We start from the raw sequence: 22,403 nt of genomic DNA, 5'->3' as shown, positions 1-22,403 counted from the left end.
TTCACAGCAGATGGCTTACATTTCAGTATATGAAGGTCCTTGCGCTCCGAAACAAATATATCGTTGCGGCAGTTGCCGTCTTCGTCAACTTCTGTGGTGTCGCACATGCCGAGACCGCAGGATTGGATCGTGCCTTCGAGGAATTGTCCGATCCCGGCTATGCGGGATGGGAGCGCGCCGAATCAGATATCCGGCGTGCGTGGTCGCGCTCTGGCTCCGCAGCGATGGATTTGTTGCTCAAGCGCGGCGAAGACGCGATGGACGCAGGCGATGTGCCCGCCGCCATCGAGCATCTGACCGCGCTGACCGATCATGCCCCCGATTTTGCCGAAGGCTGGAATGCCCGCGCGACGGCTTATTTTATGGCTGGGCTCTATGGGCCTTCGATTGCCGATATCGCGCAAGTGCTGCGGTTGGAGCCGCGTCACTGGGGGGCTTTGTCCGGGCTTGGCATGATTTACGCCGACATGGGCGACACGCAGCGGGCACTAAAGGCGTTTCGCGCCTCTTTTGCCTTGAACCCGCATCAACAGGATGTGAAAGACGCGATTGCGCGGCTGGAAAAGGAGCTTGCGGGCGTCAGTCTTTGATGGCCGCTTGAGAATGCGATGATGGCCAAAAAATGACTGGGCGGATCACCGCGGTCCTTGGGCCGACCAACACCGGCAAAACCCATTACGCCATTGAGCGGATGCTGGCGCATCGCACTGGGGTGATTGGCCTGCCTTTGCGGCTTTTGGCACGCGAGGTCTATGACCGGATCGTGGCGGCGCGTGGCCCTTCGGTCGTGGCGCTGGTGACGGGCGAAGAACGCATCGTGCCCGAACGCGCGCAATATTGGGTTTGCACCACCGAAGCGATGCCGGAACTCGGCGCCGATTTTGTGGCGATTGACGAGATCCAGCTTTGTGCCGACCCCGAGCGCGGGCATGTGTTCACGGATCGGCTTTTGTATATGCGCGGGTTGCATGAAACGCTGTTTCTGGGCTCGGAAAGCATGAAAGGCGCGATTGCTGCGCTGGTGCCCAAGGTGCAATTCACCCGCCGGGAGCGATTCTCTAAGCTAAGCTGGTCGGGATCGAAAAAAATCTCGCGGATGAAACCGCGTGCGGCAATCGTCGGTTTTTCGGTCGACAACGTTTACGCGATTGCCGAGCTGCTGCGCCGCCAAAAGGGCGGGGCGGCGGTGGTGATGGGGGCGCTTTCTCCCCGCACTCGCAATGCGCAGGTCGATATGTATCAAAATGGCGATGTGGATTACCTCGTCGCCACCGATGCAATCGGGATGGGCCTCAACCTCGATATCGAGCATGTCGCCTTTTCCGCGACGGCGAAATTCGATGGCCGCCGGATGCGGCATCTATTCCCGCATGAGCTTGGGCAGATCGCTGGGCGGGCAGGGCGGCACACGCAAGATGGCACCTTTGGCGTGACCGGCGAGGCGCATGCTTTGCCCGAGGATGTGATTGAAGCCATTGAAGAACATCGCTTTGCGCCGATCCAGCGGCTGCAATGGCGCAATCCGCGGCTTGAATTTGGCACCGTGGCGCGACTGATCCGCGCGCTTGAGGAAAATCCGCAAAACCAATGGCTCACCAAAGGGCGCGAGGCGGATGACCTTCTGGCGCTCAAGGCGCTCTCTGAATTCCCCGAAATTCGCGATAAGGTGCGTGCCCCCGCCGATGTGCGGCTGTTGTGGGATGTGTGCCGGATTCCGGACTTCCGCTCAATTTCGGAGACCGAACACGCCACACTTTTGGCGCGCATCTTTGGCTTTTTGCAAACCGGTAAGGGGGTGCCTTCTGACTGGTTGGCCGGTCAGATTGCGCGGATCGACCGCACCACCGGAGATATCGACACATTGTCGAAACGTCTCGCCTTCATCCGCACTTGGACCTATGTTGCGCAGCGCAAGGGCTGGGTGGATGATGAAACCCATTGGCGCGGGGAAACCCGCGCTGTAGAAGACCGTCTGTCAGATGCGCTGCATGGCGCGCTGACCCAACGATTTGTGGACCGGCGCACATCTGTGCTTTTGCGCCGGCTCAAGCAGAAGGAGACCCTCGTGGCCGAGGTGAACGACAAGGGCGAAGTCACGGTTGAAGGCGAATTTGCCGGCCGTCTCGAGGGGTTCCGGTTCCGTCAGGACGGCACTTCCTCCCCCGACGAGGCAAAGATGCTGGCGCGTGCCGCCTATGAGGCGCTCAAGCCCGAATTCAGCCTGCGCTCGGACCGGTTCTATAATGCGCCGGACACAGAGATGGATTTCACCGAGCAAGGGGGCCTGATGTGGGGCGAACTTGCCGTGGGCAAGCTTGTGAAGGGCACCGAACCGCTCAAGCCCGCCGTCGAGGCGTTCGTTGACGAAGAAGCCGGGCCTGAGGTGGTGGAAAAAGTCCGTCGCCGTCTGCAACATTTCATCGACCGCAAAGTTGCTGCGCTCTTTGAACCGCTTTTGGCAATGAGCCGGGACGAAGCGCTGACCGGGCTTGCCCGTGGCTTTGCGTTCCGTCTGGTTGAAGGCATGGGGATCCTCCCGCGGGAGGGCGTTGCCGCCGAGGTCAAAGAGCTGGATCAAGACGCCCGTGGCAGCCTGCGCAAGCATGGTGTGCGCTTTGGCCAATATACGATCTTCCAGCAAGCGCTTCTCAAGCCCGCGCCGACCCGGTTGCGGCTGGTGCTGATGTCGCTGTGGGAAGGTCTTGCGGAATTCCCCGAAAGCCCGCCTCCGGGTCTGGTGACGATCCCGAATATCGCGGAAGTGCCAGCGTCGGCCTATACGCTTTCGGGCTATCGCCCGGCGGGGTCGCGCGCGATCCGCATCGACATGCTGGAACGTCTGGCCGATATTCTGCGCACGCAAGACAGCAAGGGCGGCTTTGAAGCCACGCCCGACATGCTCTCGATCACGGGCATGACGCTGGAGCAATTCGCCGATTTGATGTCGGGTCTGGGCTACAAGGCCGAAAAGGGCGAGCGCCCGAAGGCCCGCCCGGTGGCCGAGGTCGAGGCGACCCCTGTCGCGCCGACCGAAGGCGAAGCGGCTGCCGAAAACCCGATCCCCGAGGAAAGCTCGCCTGTGGCGGAGGCTGAGGCCGAAGCCGCCGCGCAAGCCGAGGCGGAGCCGGAGCTTGAAATCTTCTACACCTTTGCTTGGGCGCCGCGCCCGCGCGCCGAGCGTGGCCCGCGTCGTGGTGGCGAGGCCAAGCACGGCGGCGGCAACAAAGATCATCGCGGCGGTGGCGACAAGGGCGGCAAGCCGCGTCGTCACGACGGTGAGGGCAAGCCGGGTGGCAAGCCCAAGGGCAAGCACGGTCACAAGGGCGGCAAGCCCGAAGGCGGCCGGGGCTTCGAGTCGCATCCGCCGCGCAAAGAGAAGAAGATCGACCCCGATAACCCCTTCGCCGCCGCGCTGATGGGGCTCAAGGGCAAGCTCTGAGCCGTGGTCGATACCCACGACCGACTTCGCATTGATAAATGGCTTTGGCAGGCACGCTTTGTCAAAAGCCGCCCTTTGGCCGTCACCTTGATCAGTGGCGGCCATTTGCGGGTCAATGGTCAGAAGGTGATCAAGCCGGGCCGCGCTGTCGGCCCGGGCGATGTGCTGACCTTTGCGCTGCATGGGCAGGTGCGGGTGGTGCGGATCTTGGCCTGTGGCACGCGCCGCGGCCCCGCCAGCGAAGCCGCCACCCTTTATGAGTTGATCGAGGGCCGTGCGCCCGAGACCGAAAACGCCTGATCCAGCAAGCTTTGGGCCTTGCGGTGCGGGGCACCTCTGCCACATCGCCGCAGTTTGTTATTTATGTATCTCTTTCCCTTGATTGCGACTGTTTCGGCGGATAGGTAAATCCAGCGTCGAAGATTGGGGTAACGAAATGACCTATGTCGTCACCGACAACTGCATCGCCTGCAAATACACCGACTGTGTCGAGGTTTGCCCGGTTGATTGCTTTTATGAGGGCGAAAATACGCTGGTGATCCATCCGGATGAATGCATCGATTGCGGTGTGTGTGAACCCGAATGCCCCGCTGATGCGATCCGCCCGGATACCGAACCGGGGATGGAGGATTGGGTGGAATTCAACCGCCAGTATGCCCAGCTCTGGCCGGTGATCACCATCAAGAAGGATGCGCTGCCCGACGCCAAGAAATACGATGGCGAGACCGGCAAGCGCGAGAAATACTTCTCGCCCAACCCGGGCACCGGGGATTGAGCCAAAGGCAGGCTGGGCTGCGACTCAGCTTGTGAAGGCGATTCTTTGCGCGGGGGCCGAGATCGGTCCCCGTTTGCTTTCCGGCCCGGTTTTGTGTCGCGCGACAAAATAACAGTCACGTTTAAGCAAGGTTAACGACCGGAATCGCCCTGATCACAGGCTTGTGGCGGGCCGCGATGCTATGAATCGGGCAGTTTTTATGCTATCGTTCTGTTACAAAGGAGCAAGCCCCCGCGCAGATCTGCTCGTCTGTGGGGAAATTTCAGATCAAGACAAGACATCGCGGCACAGTCTGTGCCGTGGGTGTTTTGTGCGCTGAAACGGGGGCAGCCCGGCTGCAAGGAAGCGACTGAATGACCAAAATGAAGAAAACCGAGTTTCGCCCGGATGATTTCGTTGTCTATCCCGCCCATGGCGTCGGCAAGATCATGTCGATCGAGGAGCAAGAAATTGCGGGGCTGCGGCTCGAGTTGTTCGTGATTTCCTTCGAAAAAGACAAAATGACCTTGCGTGTGCCGACGCACAAGGCGGCCGATGTCGGGATGCGTGGCCTGTCCACCCCCGATGTGGTGACCAAGGCGCTGGAAACGCTGAAGGGCAAGGCCAAGGTCAAGCGGGCGATGTGGTCGCGCCGCGCGCAGGAATACGAGCAAAAGATCAACTCCGGGGATCTGCTGTCGATTGCCGAGGTGGTGCGCGATCTGCACCGCGCCGACGATCAGCGCGAGCAATCCTATTCCGAGCGTCAGCTTTATGAAGCGGCGCTGGAGCGGCTCACCCGCGAAGTGGCCGCTGTCTCGGGCACCGATGAGGCGGGCGCCGCCAAAAAGGTGGACGAGGTTCTGGTGGGCCGCGCGGCCTAAGCCATCCCTGAGTAAAGTTCTGACGGGCCCCTTCGGGGGCCCGTTTTTTTACGCCCTGAGCGCCGGGCCTTGCTTGGGGTAGGGGATGATGGGGCAAAAACAAAAAGGGCGCCCTAGGGGCGCCCTTTCCGCTGTTCTGAGGCAAGGCTTACATCATGCCGCCCATGCCGCCCATGCCGCCCATGTCGGGGGCACCGCCAGCGCCTTTCGGCTCCGGCTTCTCGGCGATCATGCATTCGGTGGTGATGAGCAGGCCAGCGATCGAGGCCGCATCTTCGAGCGCGGTACGGGTCACTTTGGCCGGGTCGATCACGCCGAAGGCGAACATGTCACCATATTCTTCGGTTTGCGCGTTGAAGCCGAAGGCCACATCGCTCGACTCGCGGACTTTGCCCGCCACCACGGCGCCGTCGACGCCCGCGTTTTCAGCGATCTGACGCAGCGGCGCTTCGAGCGAACGACGCACGATCGAGATACCGGCGTTTTGGTCGCTGTTGGCGCCTTCGAGGGCTTCGAGGGTTTTCGCGGCTTGCACCAGCGAAACGCCACCGCCGACGATGATGCCTTCTTGCACGGCCGCACGGGTCGCGTTCAGGGCATCGTCCACACGGTCTTTGCGCTCTTTCACTTCGACTTCGGTCATGCCGCCAACGCGGATAACGGCAACACCGCCAGCCAGTTTGGCCACGCGCTCTTGCAGTTTTTCACGGTCGTAGTCCGAGGTGGTTTCCTCGATTTGGGTGCGGATTTGCGCGACGCGGGCGTCGATTTCCGCTTTGTCGCCAGCGCCGTCGACGATCGTGGTGTTCTCTTTCGAGATCGAGATCTTCTTGGCGGTGCCGAGCATGTCGAGGGTGACGTTCTCGAGCTTCATGCCGAGGTCTTCCGAGATCACTTGGCCACCGGTCAGGATCGCGATGTCTTGCAGCATGGCTTTGCGACGGTCACCAAAGCCCGGGGCTTTGACGGCAGCGATTTTCAGGCCGCCACGCAGTTTGTTGACCACGAGGGTGGCAAGCGCTTCGCCTTCCACGTCTTCGGCGATGATCAGGAGCGGTTTGGTCGATTGGATGACCGACTCGAGCAGCGGGACCATCGGTTGCAGCGACGAGAGTTTTTTCTCGTGCAGCAGGATGTAGCAGTCTTCGAGATCCGCGATCATTTTATCGGGGTTGGTCACGAAGTAGGGCGACAGGTAGCCACGGTCGAATTGCATGCCTTCGACCACTTCAACTTCGGTCTCCATGCCTTTGTTTTCTTCGACGGTGATGACGCCTTCGTTGCCGACTTTTTGCATCGCGTCAGCGATGAAGCGGCCGATTTGCGCTTCGCCGTTGGCCGAGATGGTGCCGACTTGGGCGACTTCGTCGCTGTCTTTCACCGGGCGGGCGGCGGCTTTGATCGCGTCGACGACTTTGGCGGTGGCCAGGTCGATGCCGCGCTTGAGGTCCATCGGGTTCATGCCAGCGGCCACGGCTTTCATGCCTTCGCGAACGATCGCTTGGGCCAGCACTGTGGCGGTGGTGGTGCCGTCGCCGGCTTCGTCATTGGTGCGCGAGGCGACTTCTTTCACCATTTGCGCGCCCATGTTTTCGAACTTGTCGGCCAGTTCGATTTCCTTGGCGACCGAGACACCGTCTTTGGTGATGCGCGGGGCGCCGAAGGATTTTTCGATCACCACATTGCGGCCTTTCGGGCCGAGGGTGACTTTGACCGCATCCGCGAGGATGTTCACACCGGCCAGCATCCGGTCGCGGGCATCGGTGGAGAATTTGACTTCTTTGGCTGCCATTCTTGAGGCTCCTTGAATATTCTGTGGGGATCAGGGTCGTCTCGCGATTACGAGATGATCCCCATGATGTCCGACTCTTTCATGATCAGCATTTCGACGCCGTCGAGGGTCACTTCGGTACCCGACCATTTGCCGAACAGGACGCGGTCGCCCACGGCCACGGAGGGGGCGATCAGTTCGCCAGAATCTTTGCGCGCGCCTTCGCCCACAGCAACCACTTCGCCTTCAGCGGGCTTTTCTTTCGCCGAATCGGGGATGATCAGGCCGCCTTTGGTTTTTTCTTCGCTTTGCACGCGCTTGACCAGCACGCGGTCATGAAGCGGTTTGAATGCCATCTGGGTCACTCCCTAAGGTTCCAGGTTGTCGCTTTTAGCACTCACATCCGGTGAGTGCCAACGCACAGGGAGTTAGTCACGCCCTCGCGGCCTGTCAACATCCGGCCCGCGAAAAATTTTGCAGATTTTTTGTGACAGCCGTGTAGGGGCACGGCGGCGGCAAAGCCTTGCTGCACGTGCGAAATCAGACGCCCAAGACGTGACAAGAGCCAGCGCAGCGCCTATAACCCCCGCAAATTTCCAAACTGCCACAGATCACCCGAGGAACGCATGACCACCAAGGTTTTCGGCCACAAATCCCCCGATACTGACTCCACCGGCTCGCCCATCGCTTGGGCTTGGTACATGAGCGAAGTGCTTGCCACGCCGGCGACCCCGGTGCTGCTGGGCGAGCCCAACACCGAAGCGGCCTTTGTGCTGGAACATTGGAACCTGTCCAAGCCCGAGATTATTTCGGACGTGGCCGAGGGGGAGAAAGTGGTGATCGTCGACACCAACAACCCCGCCGAATTGCCCGCTGGGATCAACAAGGCCGATATCACCGCGATCATCGACCACCACAAACTGGTGGGTGGGCTGGAAACCAAAGGCCCGATCGACATCACGATCCGTCCGCTCGCCTGCACCGCCACCATCATGTATGACCTGATGGGCGGCGCGATCGCCAAAGCCCCGCGCGGCATCAAGGGCGCGATGCTCTCGTGCATCCTTTCCGACACGCTGGAATTCCGTTCGCCCACCACGACCGAGCATGACAAAGCTGTGGCCGAGGCGCTGGCCGCCGATCTGGGTGTGAACATGGGCGAATTGGCGGCGGCGATGTTTGAAGCCAAATCCGATGTATCGGCGTTTTCGGATGCCGAGCTTCTGCGCATGGACAGCAAAGAATACACTGTCGACGGCAAAGAACTGCGCGTCTCGGTGCTGGAAACCACTGCGCCGAAGCTGCTTTTGGACCGCAAAGACAGCCTGATGGCTTCGATGGTGGATGTCGCCAAAGAAGACGGGGCCGATCAGGTGCTTTTGTTCATCATCGACATCTTGAACGAAGAAGCCACGCTTTTGGTGCCGAACGATTTCGTCAAAGCGGTGGCCGAGGCCTCGTTTGGCTGCACCGTTTCGGGCGATACCGTGGTGCTGCCCGGCATCATGAGCCGTAAAAAGCAAATCATCCCGGCGCTGAAAGTCTAAGAACTGTTTCACCTTGGGCTTAGCCCAAGGCGACTCGTCGGGGTGGTTTGAACCTCGCCGAAGGTCGGCCATTTGCCAAAGAAAAAGCCCCGGAGCCGATGCTCTGGGGCTTTCTTTCTGTTTGGCGCTTGCGCAGCCTCAGCTTTCTGAGGCTTCTTCCACTTCCGGCGCCGTGGTCTCGTTGCTGGCTTTGTCGGCGCTTGCGGTTTGTTTCGTGTTGGGACGGAACGAGCGCAGCAGGAAGTCTGGCACATGATCGCCCATGCCGACCACCGCCGGACCATTGTCACGGTAGCGGCGGTTGTCTCGACGGTCATCGCGGCGCGGTTCGGGGCGTTTCGCCTCCGGAACTTCGACGATCAGATCCTCTTCAACCTCGACTTGCGGTGCGGCTTTGGCCTCGACGACGGTTTCCTTCTCGGGACGGTCCTTTTCCGGGCGCGCGCTGCGCTTGTCATCGCGGTCGCGCCCGCGACCCCCACGGCCACCGCGCGAACGGCTGCCACGGCCGCCCTTGTCATCGTCATATTTCTTCGGCTCGCGATGCGCAGCTTCGGAAAGCGCAAACCCCTCGGGCGCTTCGGCGCGGGGGATTTCCATTTTCACCAACGCTTCAATCGCGGCGAGGTATTTCGCATCGCCGGGGGTGCCGATCGACATCGCGGTGCCTTTGCGGCCCGCGCGACCCGTGCGGCCAATGCGGTGCACGTAATCCTCGGCATGGCTCGGCAGGTCATAGTTGAACACATGGCTCACGGCGGGAATATCAAGTCCGCGCGCGGCGACATCCGAGGCCACCAGCAGCTGCAGACCGCCATCGCGGAACGCATCAAGTGTGCGCATACGCTGGCTTTGGTCCAGATCGCCATGGATCGGCGCGGCGTTGAACCCATGCGTTTTGAGCGATTTCGCGACAATATCCACATCCGTCTTGCGGTTGCAGAAGATGATCGCGTTGGTGCAGGTTTCGCCTTCCGCCGAAATCAGCGCGCGCAGCAGTTCGCGCTTGGCTTTCGCGGTCTGGTCACGGCGCGGCGGGGCAATTTCCACCAGCGTCTGGGTGATCGTTTCCGAGGTGGTGGCCTGACGCGCGACCTCGATGCGGGCGGGCGTGTGCAGGAACGTGTTGGTGATCCGCTCGATCTCGGGTGCCATCGTGGCCGAGTAGAACATCGTTTGCCGGGTAAAGGGCGTCAGTTGGAAGATGCGCTCAATATCAGGGATAAAGCCCATGTCGAGCATCCGGTCGGCTTCATCCACCACCATGATCTGCACACCCGTGAGCAGCAGCTTGCCGCGCTCGAAATGGTCAAGCAACCGGCCCGGGGTCGCAATCAGCACATCGACGCCACGGTCAATCAACTTGTCTTGTTCGCCAAAGCTGACGCCGCCGATCAACAGCGCCTTCGTCAGCTTGGTGTATTTAGCATAGGTGTCGAAGTTCTCCGCCACCTGCGCGGCGAGTTCGCGCGTCGGGCACAGCACCAGCGAACGCGGCATCCGCGCACGGGCACGGCCCTTGGCGAGCATCGTCACCATGGGTAGCGTGAAAGAGGCGGTTTTGCCGGTCCCGGTTTGGGCGATGCCAAGCACGTCCTTGCCCTCGAGTGCATGGGGGATCGCGCCAGCCTGAATCGGGGTGGGCGTTTCATAGCCTGCCTCGGCGATCGCCTTCAGAACATCGGGGGACAGTTTGAGATCGGTAAACTTCGTCATGAGCGTCCTTGATCGCGCCGCCAGCGGGCTGGCGCGGGGTGGGGGGACGCTATTTCCGGGCGTCCCGGTCGATTGGTCGCACGGATTGCGACGCGCCTGCCCTACTTCATACGCGGGCGAACGTCAACAAACTGCCAAAAATGGGGCTGATTCGGCCTGCGACGCAGGGGCGCGGGGCGGTTTTTTGCCGCTTTCGTGGCGCCGCGCCCACGCGAGAGAGCCACTGCGTGAGTTGACGGGGGCGCAACGCTCTGGCAGGGGAAAGGCAACGAAGGATGCCGATCATGAACATTTTTGCCGATATCCGCTGCACGGTCATTGCGGCGCTTGAGGAAATGGAAGCCGAGGGCACGCTGCCCGCCGGGCTCGACACCGCCAACGTCTCGGTGGAACCGCCGCGTGATGCCGCGCATGGCGATATGGCGACCAATGCCGCGATGGTGTTGGCGAAGCCCGCCAAGATGAACCCGCGCGCCTTGGCGGAAGCTTTGGTGGAGCAACTTTCCGATGATCCGCGTATCGCCTCTGCCGAAGTGGCGGGGCCGGGCTTCATCAACCTGCGGCTGGCGCCGGAGATTTGGGACGAGGTGATCCGCGCCGCGCTCCAAGACGGGCGCGATTTTGGCCGCTCGGACCTTGGCCGGGGCGTGAAGGTGAACGTGGAATATGTGTCGGCCAACCCGACCGGGCCGATGCATGTCGGTCATACCCGTGGCGCGGTCTTTGGCGATGCTTTGGCCAGCCTGCTTGATTTCGCGGGCTACGATGTCACGCGCGAATATTACATCAACGATGGCGGCGCGCAGGTCGATGTGCTCGCCCGCTCGGCTTATGAGCGGTATCGCGAGGCGAATGGCCTTGAGCCGGAAATCCGCGAAGGGCTGTACCCCGGCGATTACCTGATCCCGGTGGGTGAAGCGTTGAAGGCCAAATACGGCGCAACCCTGATCGACAAGCCCGAGGAAGACTGGCTGGCCGATGTTCGCGAATTCGCCACCGAGGCGATGATGGAGATGATCCGTTGCGATCTCGCGCTTTTGGGCGTGAAGATGGACGTGTTCTATTCGGAAAAATCGCTTTACGGCACGGGACAGATCGAAGGCGCGCTGAAGCGGCTTGAGGATTTGGGCCTGATCTACGAAGGCGTGCTGGAGCCGCCGAAGGGCAAACTGCCAGAAGATTGGGAAGAGCGTGAGCAAACGCTCTTTAAATCCACCAACTATGGCGACGACGTCGACCGCCCGGTGAAAAAGTCGGACGGCGCTTGGACCTATTTCGCCCCCGATATCGCCTATCACTGGACCAAAATTGAACGCGGCTTTGACCTCTTGATCGACGTGTTCGGGGCCGACCACGGCGGTTACGTGAAGCGGATGAAAGCGGCCGTCGCGGCGCTAAGCGAGAATAAAGTCAGCCTTGACATCAAGCTGATCCAGCTCGTGAAGTTGTTCAAAAACGGCGAGCCCTTCAAAATGTCGAAACGCGCGGGCACATTTGTGACGCTGCGCGATGTGGTGGAGCAGGCGGGCGCGGATGTGACCCGGTTCCATATGCTTACCCGCAAGAACGATGCGCCTTTGGACTTTGACTTCGATAAGGTGCTGGAGCAGTCGAAAGACAACCCCGTTTTCTATGTGCAATATGCCCATGCCCGCGTGGCCTCTGTGCTGCGCAAGGCGGTGGAACTGGGCGTAGATGTGAATGATGCGGCGCTGGCGGGCGCGGATTTGACCCGCAACACCCATGAGGCGGAACGCGCTTTGGCGAAGAAAATCGCCGAATGGCCGCGCTTGGTGGAGATTGCCGCGCGGGCCAATGAGCCGCATCGGATCGCTTTCTTCCTTTACGAAATTGCCTCGGACCTGCATGCGCTTTGGCATCGCGGCAATGAGGAAACGGCGCTCCGTTTCGTGCAAGAAGACGACCTGCCGCTTACATCGGCGAAAATCGCCCTTGCCCGGGCCTGTGCCGTTGTGATTTCGGCGGGTCTTGGTATTCTTGGCGTCACCCCGGCTGAAGAGATGCGCTAAGCTCCTGCCGGGGCGCTGGACGTCCGCGGGGAGAACCCCCAACCGGCAAAGAGGCGAGCATGCAACATCCCGACCCCCGGATGGGCGGGTCACATGACATGACAGGCGGGGGCGGGGCCCCCGTGCAGCGCTGGGTCCAATGGGCGGGCGCTGCGAGTTCTGTTGCGCTGGTGATTGGCGTTGTGATCTGGGGCTATAAGCTTGCGGTGCGCGATGTCTCTGGCGTTCCAATCATCCGTGCGATTGAAGGGCCCGCGCGCGTGGCGCCGGAAAACCCCGGGGGGGATTTGGCCGCCCATGTTGGCCTTGCGGTGAACGAGGTGGCAGGTTCGGGCGTTGCCGCGCCGGGGCCCGACCGTGTGGTGCTGGCGCCCGATCCGGTTGAGCTTGCGCCCGATGATGCGCCGATGGCTGCGCTGCGCCCGCTGCCTGAGATCGCTCCGTCTGAATCCGAACAAGAGGATGTCGCGCCTGAGGCGGAGGAAGAGGTCGCCGCCTTGCCGGTGCCCGATTCCGCGCGCCCGACGCCCGAGTTGGAAGATCCGCCCGAACCGGGGATTGAGGCCGCTGTCGCCGCCGCCATGCAAGAGATCTTGCAAGAAGAGGCCGAAGGCGAACCGCCCGAGGACGCGCCCGAAACACCAGCCGCTGACATTATTTCTCCTGATGTGCCGGGGCTTGCCCGCTCGCCGCGCCCGGTGCCGCGCCCCGCACGGGATTTGCAGGCCGAAGCGGCGGCGGCTGCACGCGCGCAAACAGGCGATACAACCGTTATTGAAATTGATCCCGCAAGTCTGCCCGCTGGCACGCGCGTGGTGCAATTGGGGGCCTATGACAGCCCAGAGATCGCACGCGGCGAATGGGATCGGGCGATGCGCCAGTTTGAGCCGCTGATGGCGGGCAAGCGCCGCATCGTGCAAGAGGCGATTTCCGGCGGACGCAGCTTCTGGCGGCTCCGGGTTGAGGGCTTCGCCAACGTCGATGAAGCGCGCCAGTTCTGTGCGGCGTTGGTCGCCGAAGGCGCCAATTGCATCCCGACGGTGATTAAATGAGCCAGCCCGGCGCGACGATCTTGGGGCTTGAGGGGCTGGAGCTTCGGCCCGATGAGGCGGCGTTTTTGCGTGAGGCCGATCCTTGGGGTCTTATTCTCTTCGCCCGCAACGTGGAAAGCCCTGCGCAGCTTTCACAGCTGACGGCACAGGTGCGCGCTGCGCTTGGTCGGGATGCGCCGATTTTCGTTGATCAAGAAGGCGGGCGGGTGCAGCGGTTGCGCGCGCCGCATTGGCGCGAATGGCTGCCACCGCTTGACGAAGCCCGCGCCACCGGGCCGCGTGGGCTTTGGTTGCGCGCGCGGTTGCAAGCGGCAGAACTGCGCGCGGTGGGGATTGATGGCAATTGCGCCCCCACCTGCGATATCGCCGGGCCGCGCACGCATCCGTTTTTGCACAACCGCTGTATGGGCGAGACAGTGGCCGAGGTGGTGCAAAACGCCCGCGCCACGGCTGAGGGGCTCTTGGCCGGGGGCGTGCTGCCGGTGATCAAGCATATGCCGGGGCACGGCCGGGCCGAGGCCGATAGCCACAAAGACCTGCCCACCGTTGCCGCCACCGCCGATGATCTGCGCGCGAGCGATTTTGCCGTTTTTACAGCGCTAAGTGACCTGCCGCTGGGTATGACAGCGCATATCCGCTTTCCGGCCTTCGATGCCGCGCCTGCCACGCAAAGCGCCAAGATGATTGATCTCATTCGGCAGGAAATCGGCTTTGCCGGGCTTTTGATGACCGACGACATCACGATGCAGGCTCTCACGGGCAGTTATGCCGAGCGGGCCAAAGCCTCGCTCACGGCGGGGTGCGATGTGGTGCTTCATTGCAATGGCACGCGTGCAGAAATGGCCGAGACCGTGGCCGCTGCCGGGGCGCTGTCTCCCGCCGCTACTTTGCGAGCGGAAGCCGCTTTGCGCTGGCGTCATTCCCCCGAAGAGGTTGACTTGGATGCTTTGAGTGCCGAGTTTGAAAACCTCTCGCACGGGAAAATGGATGGCTGAAGAGACAAGCCTCTTTGAAAGCACCTCAGTCAGCGAACGGCTTGCAGCCGAGGCGCTGATTGTCGATGTGGACGGGTTTGAAGGCCCGCTAGATCTTTTGCTCACGCTCTCGCGCACGCAAAAGGTGGATTTGCGGCGCATTTCCGTTTTGGCTTTGGCCGAGCAATATCTGGCCTTTGTAGACCGCGCCAAAGCGCTGCGGATCGAACTTGCCGCCGATTATCTGGTGATGGCGGCTTGGCTGGCATTTTTGAAATCGCGCCTTTTGTTGCCGCCCGAGCCGGGAGAAGAAGGGCCCTCGGCCGAGGATATGGCCGCGCATCTGGCCTTCCAGCTTGAACGGCTTTCGGCGATGCGTGAGGCCGCCGCGCAGTTGATGGCGCGCGACAGGCTGGGGCGAGATTTCTTCGGGCGTGGGTTTGAGGAAAGCGTCGAGCGGGTGCGCAAGGTGCGCTATACCGCAAGCCTTTTGGAGCTGATCCAAGCCTATGCCCGCATTCGCACCCGCGACGAATTTCGCCCCTATGCCTTTGATCGGCGCGATGTCTTCACGATGGAAGATGCGCTCGACCGGATGCGCGGCATGATCGGTTTTGCGGGGGATTGGACGGAACTCACCAGCTACTTGCCCGAGGGCTGGGGGCTGGAGCCGAAGCGCCGCCGCTCTGCCACCGCAGCGACCTTTGCCGCTTCGCTCGAACTGGCCAAGCAAGGCCATATCGAAATTCGCCAAAGTGAAACCTTCGCGCCGATTGCGATCCGGGCGCGCACCACACCGCGAGCCACGCATGAGTGACAGCCGCTACGATCCAAACGAGAAATCGCTCTTTGAGGCGCCGCCTTTGGCGGAACAGGAGCGGATGGTGGAGGCGATCTTGTTTGCCTCGCCCGAGCCGGTGAGCGTGCGCGAAATGCAAGACCGGATGCCACATGGCTCGGATGCCACCGAGGCTTTGGCCTATTTGCAGCGTCGCTATGAGGGGCGGGGGGTGCATTTGGTCAAGGTGGGGAATGCTTGGGCCTTTCGCACCGCGCCGGACCTCGGCTTTTTGATGCAAAAGGAAACGGTGGAACTGCGCAAACTTTCGCGCGCGGCGATCGAGACGCTTGCGATTATTGCCTACCACCAGCCCGTCACCCGCGCAGAGATTGAAGAAATTCGCGGTGTGGCGGTGAGCCGGGGCACCATCGACCAGCTTTTGGAGATGGAGTGGATCCGCCTTGGGCGTCGGCGGATGACGCCCGGGCGGCCCGTGACCTTTATCGTGACCGAGGGGTTCTTGGACCATTTCGGGCTGGAATCGGCGCGCGATCTGCCCGGCATCAAGGAACTGCGCTCGGCGGGGCTATTGGACAACCGCCCGATGCCCGGTGCCGAGGACGACGAGGGCGATATGATCGGCCAAAGCGAATTGTTCGAAGAGGAGTGAGGGATGGACCTTGGCCGATTGGTGCAGATGATCGTGAATATGGTGATGCGACGCGCAATGCGCACGGGGATCAATAAGGGCATCGATATGATGGCCAGCAAAGGCAAACCTGCCGCACAGATGACGCCCGAGGAAAAGCAAGCCGCCGCCAAAGCCCGCCAAGCGGCACGGCGGGCGCGCCAAGCGGCGAATATCGCCCGGCGGCTGCGCTAACTTATTCGGCCCAGTCGGGTTTGCGCTTTTCAATGAAGGCTTGCACGCCTTCGGCAGTGTCACGGTAAAGCATGTTTTCTGTCATCACCGCGCCGGCATGGGCGTAAGCTTCGGCCAACCCCATCTCGATTTGCTCGTAGAAGGCGCGTTTGCCCACTTTGACTGCCGCACCGAGTTTGGCGGCCAAGGTTTCGGCCAATTGGCTGGTGGCGGCGTCCAATTCCTCATGCGGCACCACGCGGTTCACCAGCCCGACCTCCCGCGCCCGCTCGGCGCTGATAAATTCGCCGGTGGTCAGCATTTCAAAGGCCACTTTGCGCGGCACAGCGCGGGTCAGTGCGACCATCGGCGTGGAACAGAAAAGCCCGATATTGACGCCATTCACGCCAAAGCGGGTGCCTTCGGCGGCGACGGCGAGGTCGCACGACGCCACCAACTGGCAGCCCGCTGCCGTGGCGATGCCATGCACCTCGGAAATCACCGGCTGGGGCAGGGTGGGGATCATCTGCATTACCTCTGCGCAGCGGGTGAAGAGATCGGTGAAATAGCCCCGGCCCTTATCTTCCGCTTCGCGGCCCCGTTGCATTTCCTTCAGGTCATGGCCCGCGCAAAACACCTTGCCCGCGCCTTTGAGCACCACGACCTTGACGGAACTGTCGGCCCCCAGTTCCTCAAACCGGGCTTTCAACGCATGCAGCATCGCGTCTGAAAGCGCATTGAGGCTGCCGGGGCTGTTCAGCGTCAAATGCGCGATGACGCCACGTTTTTCCAACTCCACCAAATCGGTCATTGAACTTCCTCCCTTTGGGACGAAGTCTGAAAGGCCGTAGCCGCGAGGGGAAGATGCAACTGCAAATGGACGTAACGTCACTTGAGGCGTTCTTGGCGCAAGAGTTCCCGCAGGTGGCCGGGATGTTCGCGATTGAGCGGCTGGGCGAAGAATTGGTTGTGCGGCTTAAAGTCGATGACAGCCATCTGCGCCCCGGTGGCACGGTGTCGGGGCCGAGCATGTTCGCGCTGGCGGATGTCGGGATTTATCTGGCCATCTTGGCGCGGATCGGGCCGATCGCGTTGGCGGTCACCACAAATGCCAGCATCGACTTTTTGCGCAAACCCGCCGCTGGGGCGGATTTGCTGGCGCATGTGCGGGTGCTCAAACTGGGGCGCAGCCTCGCCGTGGGCGAGGCGCTGATTTATTCAGACGGGCAGGAGGCGCCGGTCGCGCGCGCCTCGATGACCTATGCGATCCCGCCGAAAGCGGTGCAGCCCGGCCCCTAAAGCCCAAAGACGATGGGGGCGAGCCAGAGCGTTGCCGCCCAAACGGTAACGATAGAGATCACATTCAGCACCACCCCCGCGCGGGCCATATCGGCGAGCCGAAGCCCGGTGTGGGAAAAGACAATCGCATTGGGGGGTGTTGCGACTGGCATCATAAACGCCATCGAGGCCCCAAGCGCCACGGGCACCGTGAGCCATTCCACCGCCACGCCCAAGCCCGCCGCGACCGCCGCGAGCACCGGCAAGAAGGTTGCGGTGGATGCGGTATTGGAGGTGATCTCGGTCAAGAACACGATTACCAGAGCCACCACCAAAATCAGCGCCCAAAGCGGCACGGCCTCCAGCCCCGCAACGCGCGCACCGATCCACCCGGCAAGCCCGGTCGCCTCAAAGGCTGCCGCAAGCGCGAGTCCACCGCCGAAAAGCAACAGCACGCCCCAAGGCAGGCTTGGTGCTACGGACCAGTCGAGCACGAAACCTTCATCACGCCCGAGAGGGATCGCAAACAGGATAACAGCCGCCAAAATAGCAATGCCACTGTCGGAAATGGGCAGGTTCAGCGCCGCGCGGAAGATCCAGGCAAAGGCGGCGAGCGCAAAGACAGCCGCCACAATTACCTCGCCCCGCGACATCGGGCCAAGGGCCTCAAGTTCCGCGCGGATCAGTGGGCGGACGGCGGCGAGATCGAGCCCCTTCACCGGAAAGATAACGCGGGTGAGCAAAAGATGGGTGAGCGGAAGCATCACCGCCACGACCGGTAGGCCCAGCTTCATCCACTGAAAGAAGCCAATCTCAATTTCATGGGTCTGCGCCAGAAGGCTAGCCAAAAGCGCATTGGGCGGCGTGCCGATCAGCGTGCCGACCCCGCCGATGGAGGCCGAATAGGCGATGGCGAGCATCAGGGCGACACCAAAGTTGCGCGCCTGTGCCGCCCCAAGACGGTTTGCCACAAAATCCACGACCGAGGCCCCAACAGCGACCATCATCACCGCCGTCGCGGTGTTCGAGATCCACATCGACAAAAACGCGGTGGCCAGCATGAAGCCCGCGATGATGCCACTGGCAGATCGGCCAATATTGGCGACGATGAAAAGTGCGATGCGTCGATGCAGCCCGTGGCGTTGCATCGCGGCCGCCAGAAGAAAGCCGCCAAGAAAGAGGAAGATCAAAGGGCTGCCATATTGGGCCGTGACTTCGGCGCTGGGCAAAATGCCAAGGCTTGGCATCACCACCACTGGCAAAAGCGCTGTGGCGGAAAGGGGGAGCGCTTCAGACAGCCACCAAATCACCATCCACGCCGCCACGCAGACAAGCTTCCACGCCTCCGGGGTAAGCTCAAACGGGGCGGGAAGCGCAAGCGCCGGGATCAGGCAAAGCGGGCCGAGAACTAGGGCAATCAGGCGCAAAAGGCCAATGCGTTTCGGTTTGGGCACGTCTTCTGATATGTCTTCTGCCATGATGTCCTCCCTCTCTCCGCGCTCCAGTCTAACATGAGCGCTGCGCGCGCGGGCCGCGACGCGATGTGCAGGGCGGGCATATTGTCCGGGGCGGGCTGTTGCGCGGCAAACGGGCCGGAATCAGGGCTGTTTTCCGTGCGGCGCGTGGGGTAAATAGATACCTATTTTTTAGGCTATTGAAAACGCTTCAAAAAATGCACATCAAGGCCCTTGATCTGCGCGCCGAAATCATCGAAAAGCCCGCATCCGAATTCCACAACCCTTCAAAGGGCGATCGACAATGAAAACCTATACCGCGAAACCGGCGGAGATCGAGAAGAAGTGGATCCTGATTGACGCCGAGGGCGTCGTTCTGGGCCGCCTCGCCACGATCGTTGCCATGCGCCTGCGTGGCAAACACAAGCCGACCTTCACCCCCCACATGGACATGGGTGATAACGTCATCATCATCAACGCCGACAAGGTGCAGATGACGGGCAACAAACGCGCCGACAAGCGCTACTACTGGCACACTGGCCACCCGGGCGGCATCAAGTTCCGCACCGCGCGTCAAGTGCTGGAAGGGGCTCACCCGGAGCGCGTCGTGATCAAAGCCGTTGAGCGCATGATCTCGCGCAACCGTCTTGGCCGTGCGCAAATGGCGAACCTGCGCGTTTACGCCGGTGCCGAGCATCCGCATGAAGCCCAGCAGCCCGAAGTTCTGGACGTGAAAGTCCTGAACAAGAAGAACACCCGGAGCGCGTAATCATGTCCGATATCAAATCCCTCGACGATCTGAAGTCGGCCGTGTCGGGCACCCCGGCTGCTGCCGAGACCGCCGTGACTGACGCCGCGCCCCGCGCCCCGGTGCGCGACGCCCAAGGCCGTGCCTATGCCACCGGCAAGCGTAAAAACGCTGTCGCCCGTGTGTGGGTCAAGCCGGGTTCGGGCAAGATCACCGTCAACGGCAAAGCGATGAACGAATACTTCGCGCGTCCGGTGCTCCAGCTCATCGTCAACCAGCCCTTCGGTGTGGCCGGTGTCGAAGGCCAATATGACGTGATGGCGACCGTTGTTGGCGGTGGTCTTTCGGGCCAAGCCGGTGCGGTCAAGCACGGCATCTCGAAAGCGCTGCAACTGCACGAGCCGGGCCTGCGCGCCGCGCTCAAAGCGGCTGGCTTCCTGACCCGCGACTCGCGTGTCGTCGAACGTAAGAAATACGGTAAAGCGAAAGCCCGCCGTAGCTTCCAGTTCTCGAAACGCTGATCTGTCAGATCACCTTTTGCACATTCGAATGGGCTCGCAGTTTTGCGGGCCCATTTGCTTTTGCGGCCTCGCCTCCTGTTGACAGGTGGGGGGAGGCTGGCAGGCTGGGGCGAAAGATGGGAGGGCAGGATGAAAACGATTTCTTTGGCTTTTGCAGCCTGTTTAACGGCTGTGTCGGTACATGCGGGGCCGTTTGACGGCGTTTATCATCCTGCCGGAGAGACGTGGGATTGCCGCAGCGATCAGATTGGCGGGGATGGCGGCGCGGTTGCGATCCTTGGGGAATGGCTTGAAGGGGTGGAGAGCCGCTGCCAGTTAACCCAGCCCACGCCCGTTCGCGACATGAAGGCCGTGCTTTATGATGCGGTTTGCAGCGAGTTGGGGGAGACCACGACCCACCGATTGATGATCCTGTCTCATGATCGCGGGGTCTATCTGATCCGGGATGGCTATGTCTCCGATTGGCGGTTTTGTCCTTAGACAGCCTACTCGCTTGCGCATCTGAGCCGCTCAAATAGGCCGCGACGGCATGTCGGGTCTGGGGCCGTTCCCTTTGCGGACGGGCTGCGGTAGAAGGCGGCAACGGAAAGACCAAAGAGAAAGGCTTGCGATGTCCGTTTCCATGCTTTCCACCTTCATCAAGCCAATGCACCCCGAGGGGCGCAAGTTCGTGGCCATTGCCGCCGCGATCACCTTGGTGCTGTTTTTGATCTGGGCCCCGTTGGGCTGGATCGGCACCGGCTTGACGGTTTGGGTTTATTACTTCTTCCGCGATCCGGTGCGGGTGACGCCCACACGCCCGGGGCTGATGGTTTCGCCCGCGGACGGGGTTGTCTCGCTGCTTGAGCCTGCGGTGCCGCCGATGGAACTGGGCTTGGGCGATCAGCCGATGACCCGGGTTTCGGTTTTCATGTCGGTGTTCAACTGCCATGTGAACCGTTTGCCGATGGCAGGTAAAATCACCAAGGTCGCCTATCATGAGGGGCTGTTCCTCAATGCCTCGCTCGACAAAGCGTCGAAAGACAACGAGCGTAACGGCCTTGCTGTCGAAACCCCCGATGGGCTGCGCTATGGCGTGGTGCAGATTGCGGGCCTCGTGGCGCGGCGCATTTTGTGCTTCGTGCGTGAGGGCGATAGCCTCGCTACGGGCGAACGGTTCGGGCTTATTCGCTTTGGCTCGCGGCTTGATATCTATCTGCCCGACGGGGTGGACCCGATGGTCTGCATCGGGCAAACGATGATTGCGGGCGAGACGGTTATTGCCGATCTGCTGAGCCGCGAAGCCCCGCGCGAAGGGCGCGGGCAATAAGAAAGACCGAAGATGAGCCTAGAGCCACAAGACCGCGAACGCATGCCGTTCCTGATGCTTCTGCCCAACCTTGTGACCTTGTCGGGGATGTGCCTTGGCCTGACCTCGATCCGATTTGCGATGGTAGGCAAATATGAAACTGCGGTCTTGTTGCTGCTGTTTTCCGCCGCGATTGATGGGCTGGATGGCTTGATTGCGCGCCGTCTCAAGGCCACCTCCGAATTTGGGGCCGAACTCGACAGCCTTTCTGACTTTCTGTGCTTTGGTGTGGCGCCGGGGGTGCTCGTCTATCGTTTCGCGATGGGGGAGGGGAATGCACTCGGCTGGGTCTTTGTGCTGGTCTATGCGGCGGCCGCCTGTTTGCGGCTTGCGCGGTTTAACGTGATGCGCGGGGAAGAGGGCTCGACCACGCATTTCACCGGGGTGCCCGCGCCTGCCGGAGCGCTTTTGGCGCTTTTGCCAGTTTTCCTGAGCTTTGAAGGTTGGGTCAATGCGCGCAGCGTGCCAATGCTGGCGGCGATCTGGCTTGGTTTTGTGGGGGTGCTGATGATCTCCCGTCTGCGCACCTTCTCTCCCAAGTCGCTCAAGCTCAAAGGGCTGGGGGTTGTCGCCACTTTGATGGGGACGGTGATCGGCGTCGGGCTTTTGGTGACGAAGCTGTGGGTGTTCTTGATCGTCGTCGATCTGCTTTACATCGCGGTGCTGATGCCAGGCATCTGGCGGATGAAGGGACGAATCTTACGCTGATCCTCTTCACATTCGATGAAAGGCCGAGTCGGAACGCTCCGACTCGGCCTTTTGGATTCTGATTTTGGCTCCGAAGCGGTGGGGTAGGGGGTCGACAGGCGACTCGGACAGCAGATTCGCGCTGGAATCGATGTTGATTCTCTGCCGGAAGGCGAAAGCCCACAGCGAAGGGTTGAGCAGATATCGTGGCTGCGTTTTCAAAATGCCCAAGTTTTCCTCAGGAAATCCGAGTGTAACGAAGAAAAATGACGTTTTCGCAAAAAAGCCTCTTGCGGCCCCCGGTCGAGATGCGTAGAACACCCCTCACCGAAGCGGCACACACCGCAGCGGGACGCGGAACGGCGCCAACGAAAGACGGCACAGGGAAGCAAAAAAAAACATAAGAGGTCAGGCAGCCTGAAACGCCATAGTAAGAATGGCGCTTCTGGTTCGTTTTTGCCTCTTGCTCTTTGACATTGATGGATATCTGAAGAGATATGTGGGCGGTTTGGGCGCGAATGCGACTGCGAACCGAGACATATCGGCGCTCTAGCTTC

The 22,403-nt window shown here is 61.3% G+C and carries 24 protein-coding genes; 18 read left to right on the top strand and 6 right to left on the bottom strand.

Annotated features, from left to right (window positions below; all coding sequences use genetic code 11):
- Window positions 1–29 precede the first annotated feature (29 nt).
- The 5 genes from CRO18_RS17105 (at window position 30) to CRO18_RS17085 (ending at window position 5,077) form a co-directional block, all read left to right on the top strand.
- Window positions 30–590, top strand: coding sequence for a tetratricopeptide repeat protein (locus tag CRO18_RS17105; protein ID WP_097083020.1), 561 nt, complete (start codon window positions 30–32; stop codon window positions 588–590).
- 32 nt (window positions 591–622) lie between these two features.
- The gene (locus CRO18_RS17100; protein ID WP_097083019.1) at window positions 623–3,439 is read left to right on the top strand and encodes a helicase-related protein; all 2,817 of its coding nucleotides are present in this window, start codon (window positions 623–625) and stop codon (window positions 3,437–3,439) included.
- A gap of 3 nt (window positions 3,440–3,442) precedes the next feature.
- Window positions 3,443–3,739 (top strand): RNA-binding S4 domain-containing protein, encoded by a 297-nt coding sequence (locus tag CRO18_RS17095; protein ID WP_076484048.1) that lies wholly within the window; start codon window positions 3,443–3,445, stop codon window positions 3,737–3,739.
- Window positions 3,740–3,875: 136 nt separating this feature from the next.
- Window positions 3,876–4,214: a ferredoxin FdxA gene (gene fdxA / locus CRO18_RS17090; protein ID WP_097083018.1), complete on the top strand. Its 339-nt coding sequence runs from the start codon at window positions 3,876–3,878 to the stop codon at window positions 4,212–4,214.
- A 353-nt stretch (window positions 4,215–4,567) separates the two neighbouring features.
- A complete protein-coding gene (locus tag CRO18_RS17085; RefSeq protein ID WP_076484046.1) occupies window positions 4,568–5,077 on the top strand; it encodes a CarD family transcriptional regulator in 510 nt (169 codons plus the stop codon).
- 148 nt (window positions 5,078–5,225) lie between these two features.
- On the opposite strand, the gene groL is transcribed toward CRO18_RS17085, so the two are convergent.
- A complete protein-coding gene (gene groL, locus CRO18_RS17080) occupies window positions 5,226–6,869 on the bottom strand; it encodes a chaperonin GroEL (RefSeq protein ID WP_097083017.1) in 1,644 nt (547 codons plus the stop codon).
- A 47-nt stretch (window positions 6,870–6,916) separates the two neighbouring features.
- Entirely contained in the window at window positions 6,917–7,204 is a 288-nt protein-coding gene (locus tag CRO18_RS17075; protein ID WP_076484044.1) for a co-chaperone GroES, read from the bottom strand.
- 270 nt (window positions 7,205–7,474) lie between these two features.
- Here CRO18_RS17075 and CRO18_RS17070 point away from each other — a divergent pair, with 270 nt between their 5' ends.
- Complete coding sequence (locus CRO18_RS17070; RefSeq protein ID WP_097083016.1) at window positions 7,475–8,395, top strand: manganese-dependent inorganic pyrophosphatase; 921 nt, start codon at window positions 7,475–7,477, stop codon at window positions 8,393–8,395.
- A 138-nt stretch (window positions 8,396–8,533) separates the two neighbouring features.
- Here CRO18_RS17070 and CRO18_RS17065 read toward each other — a convergent pair whose 3' ends face one another.
- Window positions 8,534–10,111, bottom strand: a complete 1,578-nt coding sequence (locus CRO18_RS17065; protein WP_097083015.1) for a DEAD/DEAH box helicase — start codon at window positions 10,109–10,111, stop codon at window positions 8,534–8,536.
- 284 nt (window positions 10,112–10,395) lie between these two features.
- Here CRO18_RS17065 and argS point away from each other — a divergent pair, with 284 nt between their 5' ends.
- From argS to CRO18_RS17035, 6 genes are read left to right on the top strand one after another with little or no spacing between them, the layout of a single operon-like run.
- Window positions 10,396–12,141 (top strand): arginine--tRNA ligase, encoded by a 1,746-nt coding sequence (gene argS, locus CRO18_RS17060; protein ID WP_097083052.1) that lies wholly within the window; start codon window positions 10,396–10,398, stop codon window positions 12,139–12,141.
- 59 nt (window positions 12,142–12,200) lie between these two features.
- Window positions 12,201–13,193 (top strand): SPOR domain-containing protein, encoded by a 993-nt coding sequence (locus CRO18_RS17055; RefSeq protein ID WP_249276096.1) that lies wholly within the window; start codon window positions 12,201–12,203, stop codon window positions 13,191–13,193.
- Complete coding sequence (gene nagZ, locus CRO18_RS17050; RefSeq protein ID WP_097083014.1) at window positions 13,190–14,188, top strand: beta-N-acetylhexosaminidase; 999 nt, start codon at window positions 13,190–13,192, stop codon at window positions 14,186–14,188. Before CRO18_RS17055 ends, nagZ begins: the two co-directional genes overlap by 4 nt.
- Window positions 14,181–14,984 carry a ScpA family protein gene (locus CRO18_RS17045; protein WP_076484040.1) on the top strand — a complete coding sequence of 268 codons (804 nt, stop codon included), beginning with the start codon at window positions 14,181–14,183 and terminating at the stop codon, window positions 14,982–14,984. Before nagZ ends, CRO18_RS17045 begins: the two co-directional genes overlap by 8 nt.
- Window positions 14,977–15,618 (top strand): SMC-Scp complex subunit ScpB, encoded by a 642-nt coding sequence (scpB, locus tag CRO18_RS17040; protein ID WP_097083013.1) that lies wholly within the window; start codon window positions 14,977–14,979, stop codon window positions 15,616–15,618. The genes CRO18_RS17045 and scpB overlap by 8 nt, the downstream gene beginning before the upstream one ends.
- Before the next feature lie 3 nt (window positions 15,619–15,621).
- Window positions 15,622–15,831: a hypothetical protein gene (locus CRO18_RS17035; RefSeq protein WP_097083012.1), complete on the top strand. Its 210-nt coding sequence runs from the start codon at window positions 15,622–15,624 to the stop codon at window positions 15,829–15,831.
- A gap of 1 nt (window position 15,832) precedes the next feature.
- Here the strand turns inward: CRO18_RS17035 and CRO18_RS17030 are convergent, their stop codons facing one another.
- A complete protein-coding gene (locus tag CRO18_RS17030; protein WP_097083011.1) occupies window positions 15,833–16,621 on the bottom strand; it encodes an enoyl-CoA hydratase in 789 nt (262 codons plus the stop codon).
- Window positions 16,622–16,674: 53 nt separating this feature from the next.
- On the opposite strand from CRO18_RS17030, the gene CRO18_RS17025 reads away from it, so the two are divergent.
- Entirely contained in the window at window positions 16,675–17,109 is a 435-nt protein-coding gene (locus tag CRO18_RS17025; protein ID WP_097083010.1) for a PaaI family thioesterase, read from the top strand.
- Here the strand turns inward: CRO18_RS17025 and CRO18_RS17020 are convergent.
- Entirely contained in the window at window positions 17,106–18,566 is a 1,461-nt protein-coding gene (locus tag CRO18_RS17020) for a DASS family sodium-coupled anion symporter (RefSeq protein WP_097083009.1), read from the bottom strand. The two genes, CRO18_RS17025 and CRO18_RS17020, sit on opposite strands and share 4 nt — an antisense overlap.
- 280 nt (window positions 18,567–18,846) lie before the next feature.
- Here CRO18_RS17020 and rplM point away from each other — a divergent pair, with 280 nt between their 5' ends.
- The 5 genes from rplM (at window position 18,847) to pssA (ending at window position 21,867) form a co-directional block, all read left to right on the top strand.
- A complete protein-coding gene (gene rplM / locus CRO18_RS17015) occupies window positions 18,847–19,311 on the top strand; it encodes a 50S ribosomal protein L13 (RefSeq protein WP_076484034.1) in 465 nt (154 codons plus the stop codon).
- Between the two features lie 2 nt (window positions 19,312–19,313).
- Window positions 19,314–19,811, top strand: coding sequence for a 30S ribosomal protein S9 (rpsI, locus tag CRO18_RS17010; RefSeq protein ID WP_076484033.1), 498 nt, complete (start codon window positions 19,314–19,316; stop codon window positions 19,809–19,811).
- A 129-nt stretch (window positions 19,812–19,940) separates the two neighbouring features.
- Window positions 19,941–20,291 (top strand): hypothetical protein, encoded by a 351-nt coding sequence (locus CRO18_RS17005; RefSeq protein ID WP_097083008.1) that lies wholly within the window; start codon window positions 19,941–19,943, stop codon window positions 20,289–20,291.
- Window positions 20,292–20,340: 49 nt separating this feature from the next.
- A complete protein-coding gene (locus CRO18_RS17000; RefSeq protein ID WP_097083007.1) occupies window positions 20,341–21,120 on the top strand; it encodes a phosphatidylserine decarboxylase in 780 nt (259 codons plus the stop codon).
- 12 nt (window positions 21,121–21,132) lie between these two features.
- Window positions 21,133–21,867, top strand: a complete 735-nt coding sequence (pssA, locus tag CRO18_RS16995) for a CDP-diacylglycerol--serine O-phosphatidyltransferase (protein ID WP_076484030.1) — start codon at window positions 21,133–21,135, stop codon at window positions 21,865–21,867.
- Window positions 21,868–22,084: 217 nt separating this feature from the next.
- On the opposite strand, the gene CRO18_RS19040 is transcribed toward pssA, so the two are convergent.
- Window positions 22,085–22,403: hypothetical protein (locus CRO18_RS19040; RefSeq protein WP_212710166.1), on the bottom strand; the 319-nt coding region annotated here is incomplete at its 5' end.

It is taken from the genome of Rhodobacter sp. JA431, from assembly GCF_900217725.1.
Taxonomy (GTDB): Bacteria; Pseudomonadota; Alphaproteobacteria; order Rhodobacterales; family Rhodobacteraceae; genus Rhodobacter; species Rhodobacter aestuarii.
Note: the sequence above shows the minus strand (reverse complement) of the source record. Positions and strands in the feature narration are given on the sequence as shown.

Bases quoted from the DNA above. Each gene is read 5' to 3' on its own strand.
- CRO18_RS17065 (WP_097083015.1), bottom strand. From the start codon at position 10,111: ATGACGAAGTTTACCGATCTCAAACTGTCCCCCGATGTTCTGAAGGCG.
- rplM (WP_076484034.1), top strand. From the start codon at position 18,847: ATGAAAACCTATACCGCGAAACCGGCGGAGATCGAGAAGAAGTGGATC.
- CRO18_RS17075 (WP_076484044.1), bottom strand. From the start codon at position 7,204: ATGGCATTCAAACCGCTTCATGACCGCGTGCTGGTCAAGCGCGTGCAA.
- CRO18_RS17030 (WP_097083011.1), bottom strand. From the start codon at position 16,621: ATGACCGATTTGGTGGAGTTGGAAAAACGTGGCGTCATCGCGCATTTG.
- CRO18_RS17105 (WP_097083020.1), top strand. From the start codon at position 30: ATGAAGGTCCTTGCGCTCCGAAACAAATATATCGTTGCGGCAGTTGCC.
- pssA (WP_076484030.1), top strand. From the start codon at position 21,133: ATGAGCCTAGAGCCACAAGACCGCGAACGCATGCCGTTCCTGATGCTT.
- CRO18_RS17005 (WP_097083008.1), top strand. From the start codon at position 19,941: ATGAAAACGATTTCTTTGGCTTTTGCAGCCTGTTTAACGGCTGTGTCG.
- rpsI (WP_076484033.1), top strand. From the start codon at position 19,314: ATGTCCGATATCAAATCCCTCGACGATCTGAAGTCGGCCGTGTCGGGC.
- CRO18_RS17020 (WP_097083009.1), bottom strand. From the start codon at position 18,566: ATGGCAGAAGACATATCAGAAGACGTGCCCAAACCGAAACGCATTGGC.
- scpB (WP_097083013.1), top strand. From the start codon at position 14,977: ATGAGTGACAGCCGCTACGATCCAAACGAGAAATCGCTCTTTGAGGCG.
- CRO18_RS17100 (WP_097083019.1), top strand. From the start codon at position 623: ATGACTGGGCGGATCACCGCGGTCCTTGGGCCGACCAACACCGGCAAA.
- nagZ (WP_097083014.1), top strand. From the start codon at position 13,190: ATGAGCCAGCCCGGCGCGACGATCTTGGGGCTTGAGGGGCTGGAGCTT.
- CRO18_RS17070 (WP_097083016.1), top strand. From the start codon at position 7,475: ATGACCACCAAGGTTTTCGGCCACAAATCCCCCGATACTGACTCCACC.
- argS (WP_097083052.1), top strand. From the start codon at position 10,396: ATGAACATTTTTGCCGATATCCGCTGCACGGTCATTGCGGCGCTTGAG.
- CRO18_RS17035 (WP_097083012.1), top strand. From the start codon at position 15,622: ATGGACCTTGGCCGATTGGTGCAGATGATCGTGAATATGGTGATGCGA.
- CRO18_RS17055 (WP_249276096.1), top strand. From the start codon at position 12,201: ATGCAACATCCCGACCCCCGGATGGGCGGGTCACATGACATGACAGGC.
- CRO18_RS17085 (WP_076484046.1), top strand. From the start codon at position 4,568: ATGACCAAAATGAAGAAAACCGAGTTTCGCCCGGATGATTTCGTTGTC.
- CRO18_RS17025 (WP_097083010.1), top strand. From the start codon at position 16,675: ATGCAACTGCAAATGGACGTAACGTCACTTGAGGCGTTCTTGGCGCAA.
- CRO18_RS17045 (WP_076484040.1), top strand. From the start codon at position 14,181: ATGGCTGAAGAGACAAGCCTCTTTGAAAGCACCTCAGTCAGCGAACGG.
- fdxA (WP_097083018.1), top strand. From the start codon at position 3,876: ATGACCTATGTCGTCACCGACAACTGCATCGCCTGCAAATACACCGAC.
- groL (WP_097083017.1), bottom strand. From the start codon at position 6,869: ATGGCAGCCAAAGAAGTCAAATTCTCCACCGATGCCCGCGACCGGATG.
- CRO18_RS17000 (WP_097083007.1), top strand. From the start codon at position 20,341: ATGTCGGGTCTGGGGCCGTTCCCTTTGCGGACGGGCTGCGGTAGAAGG.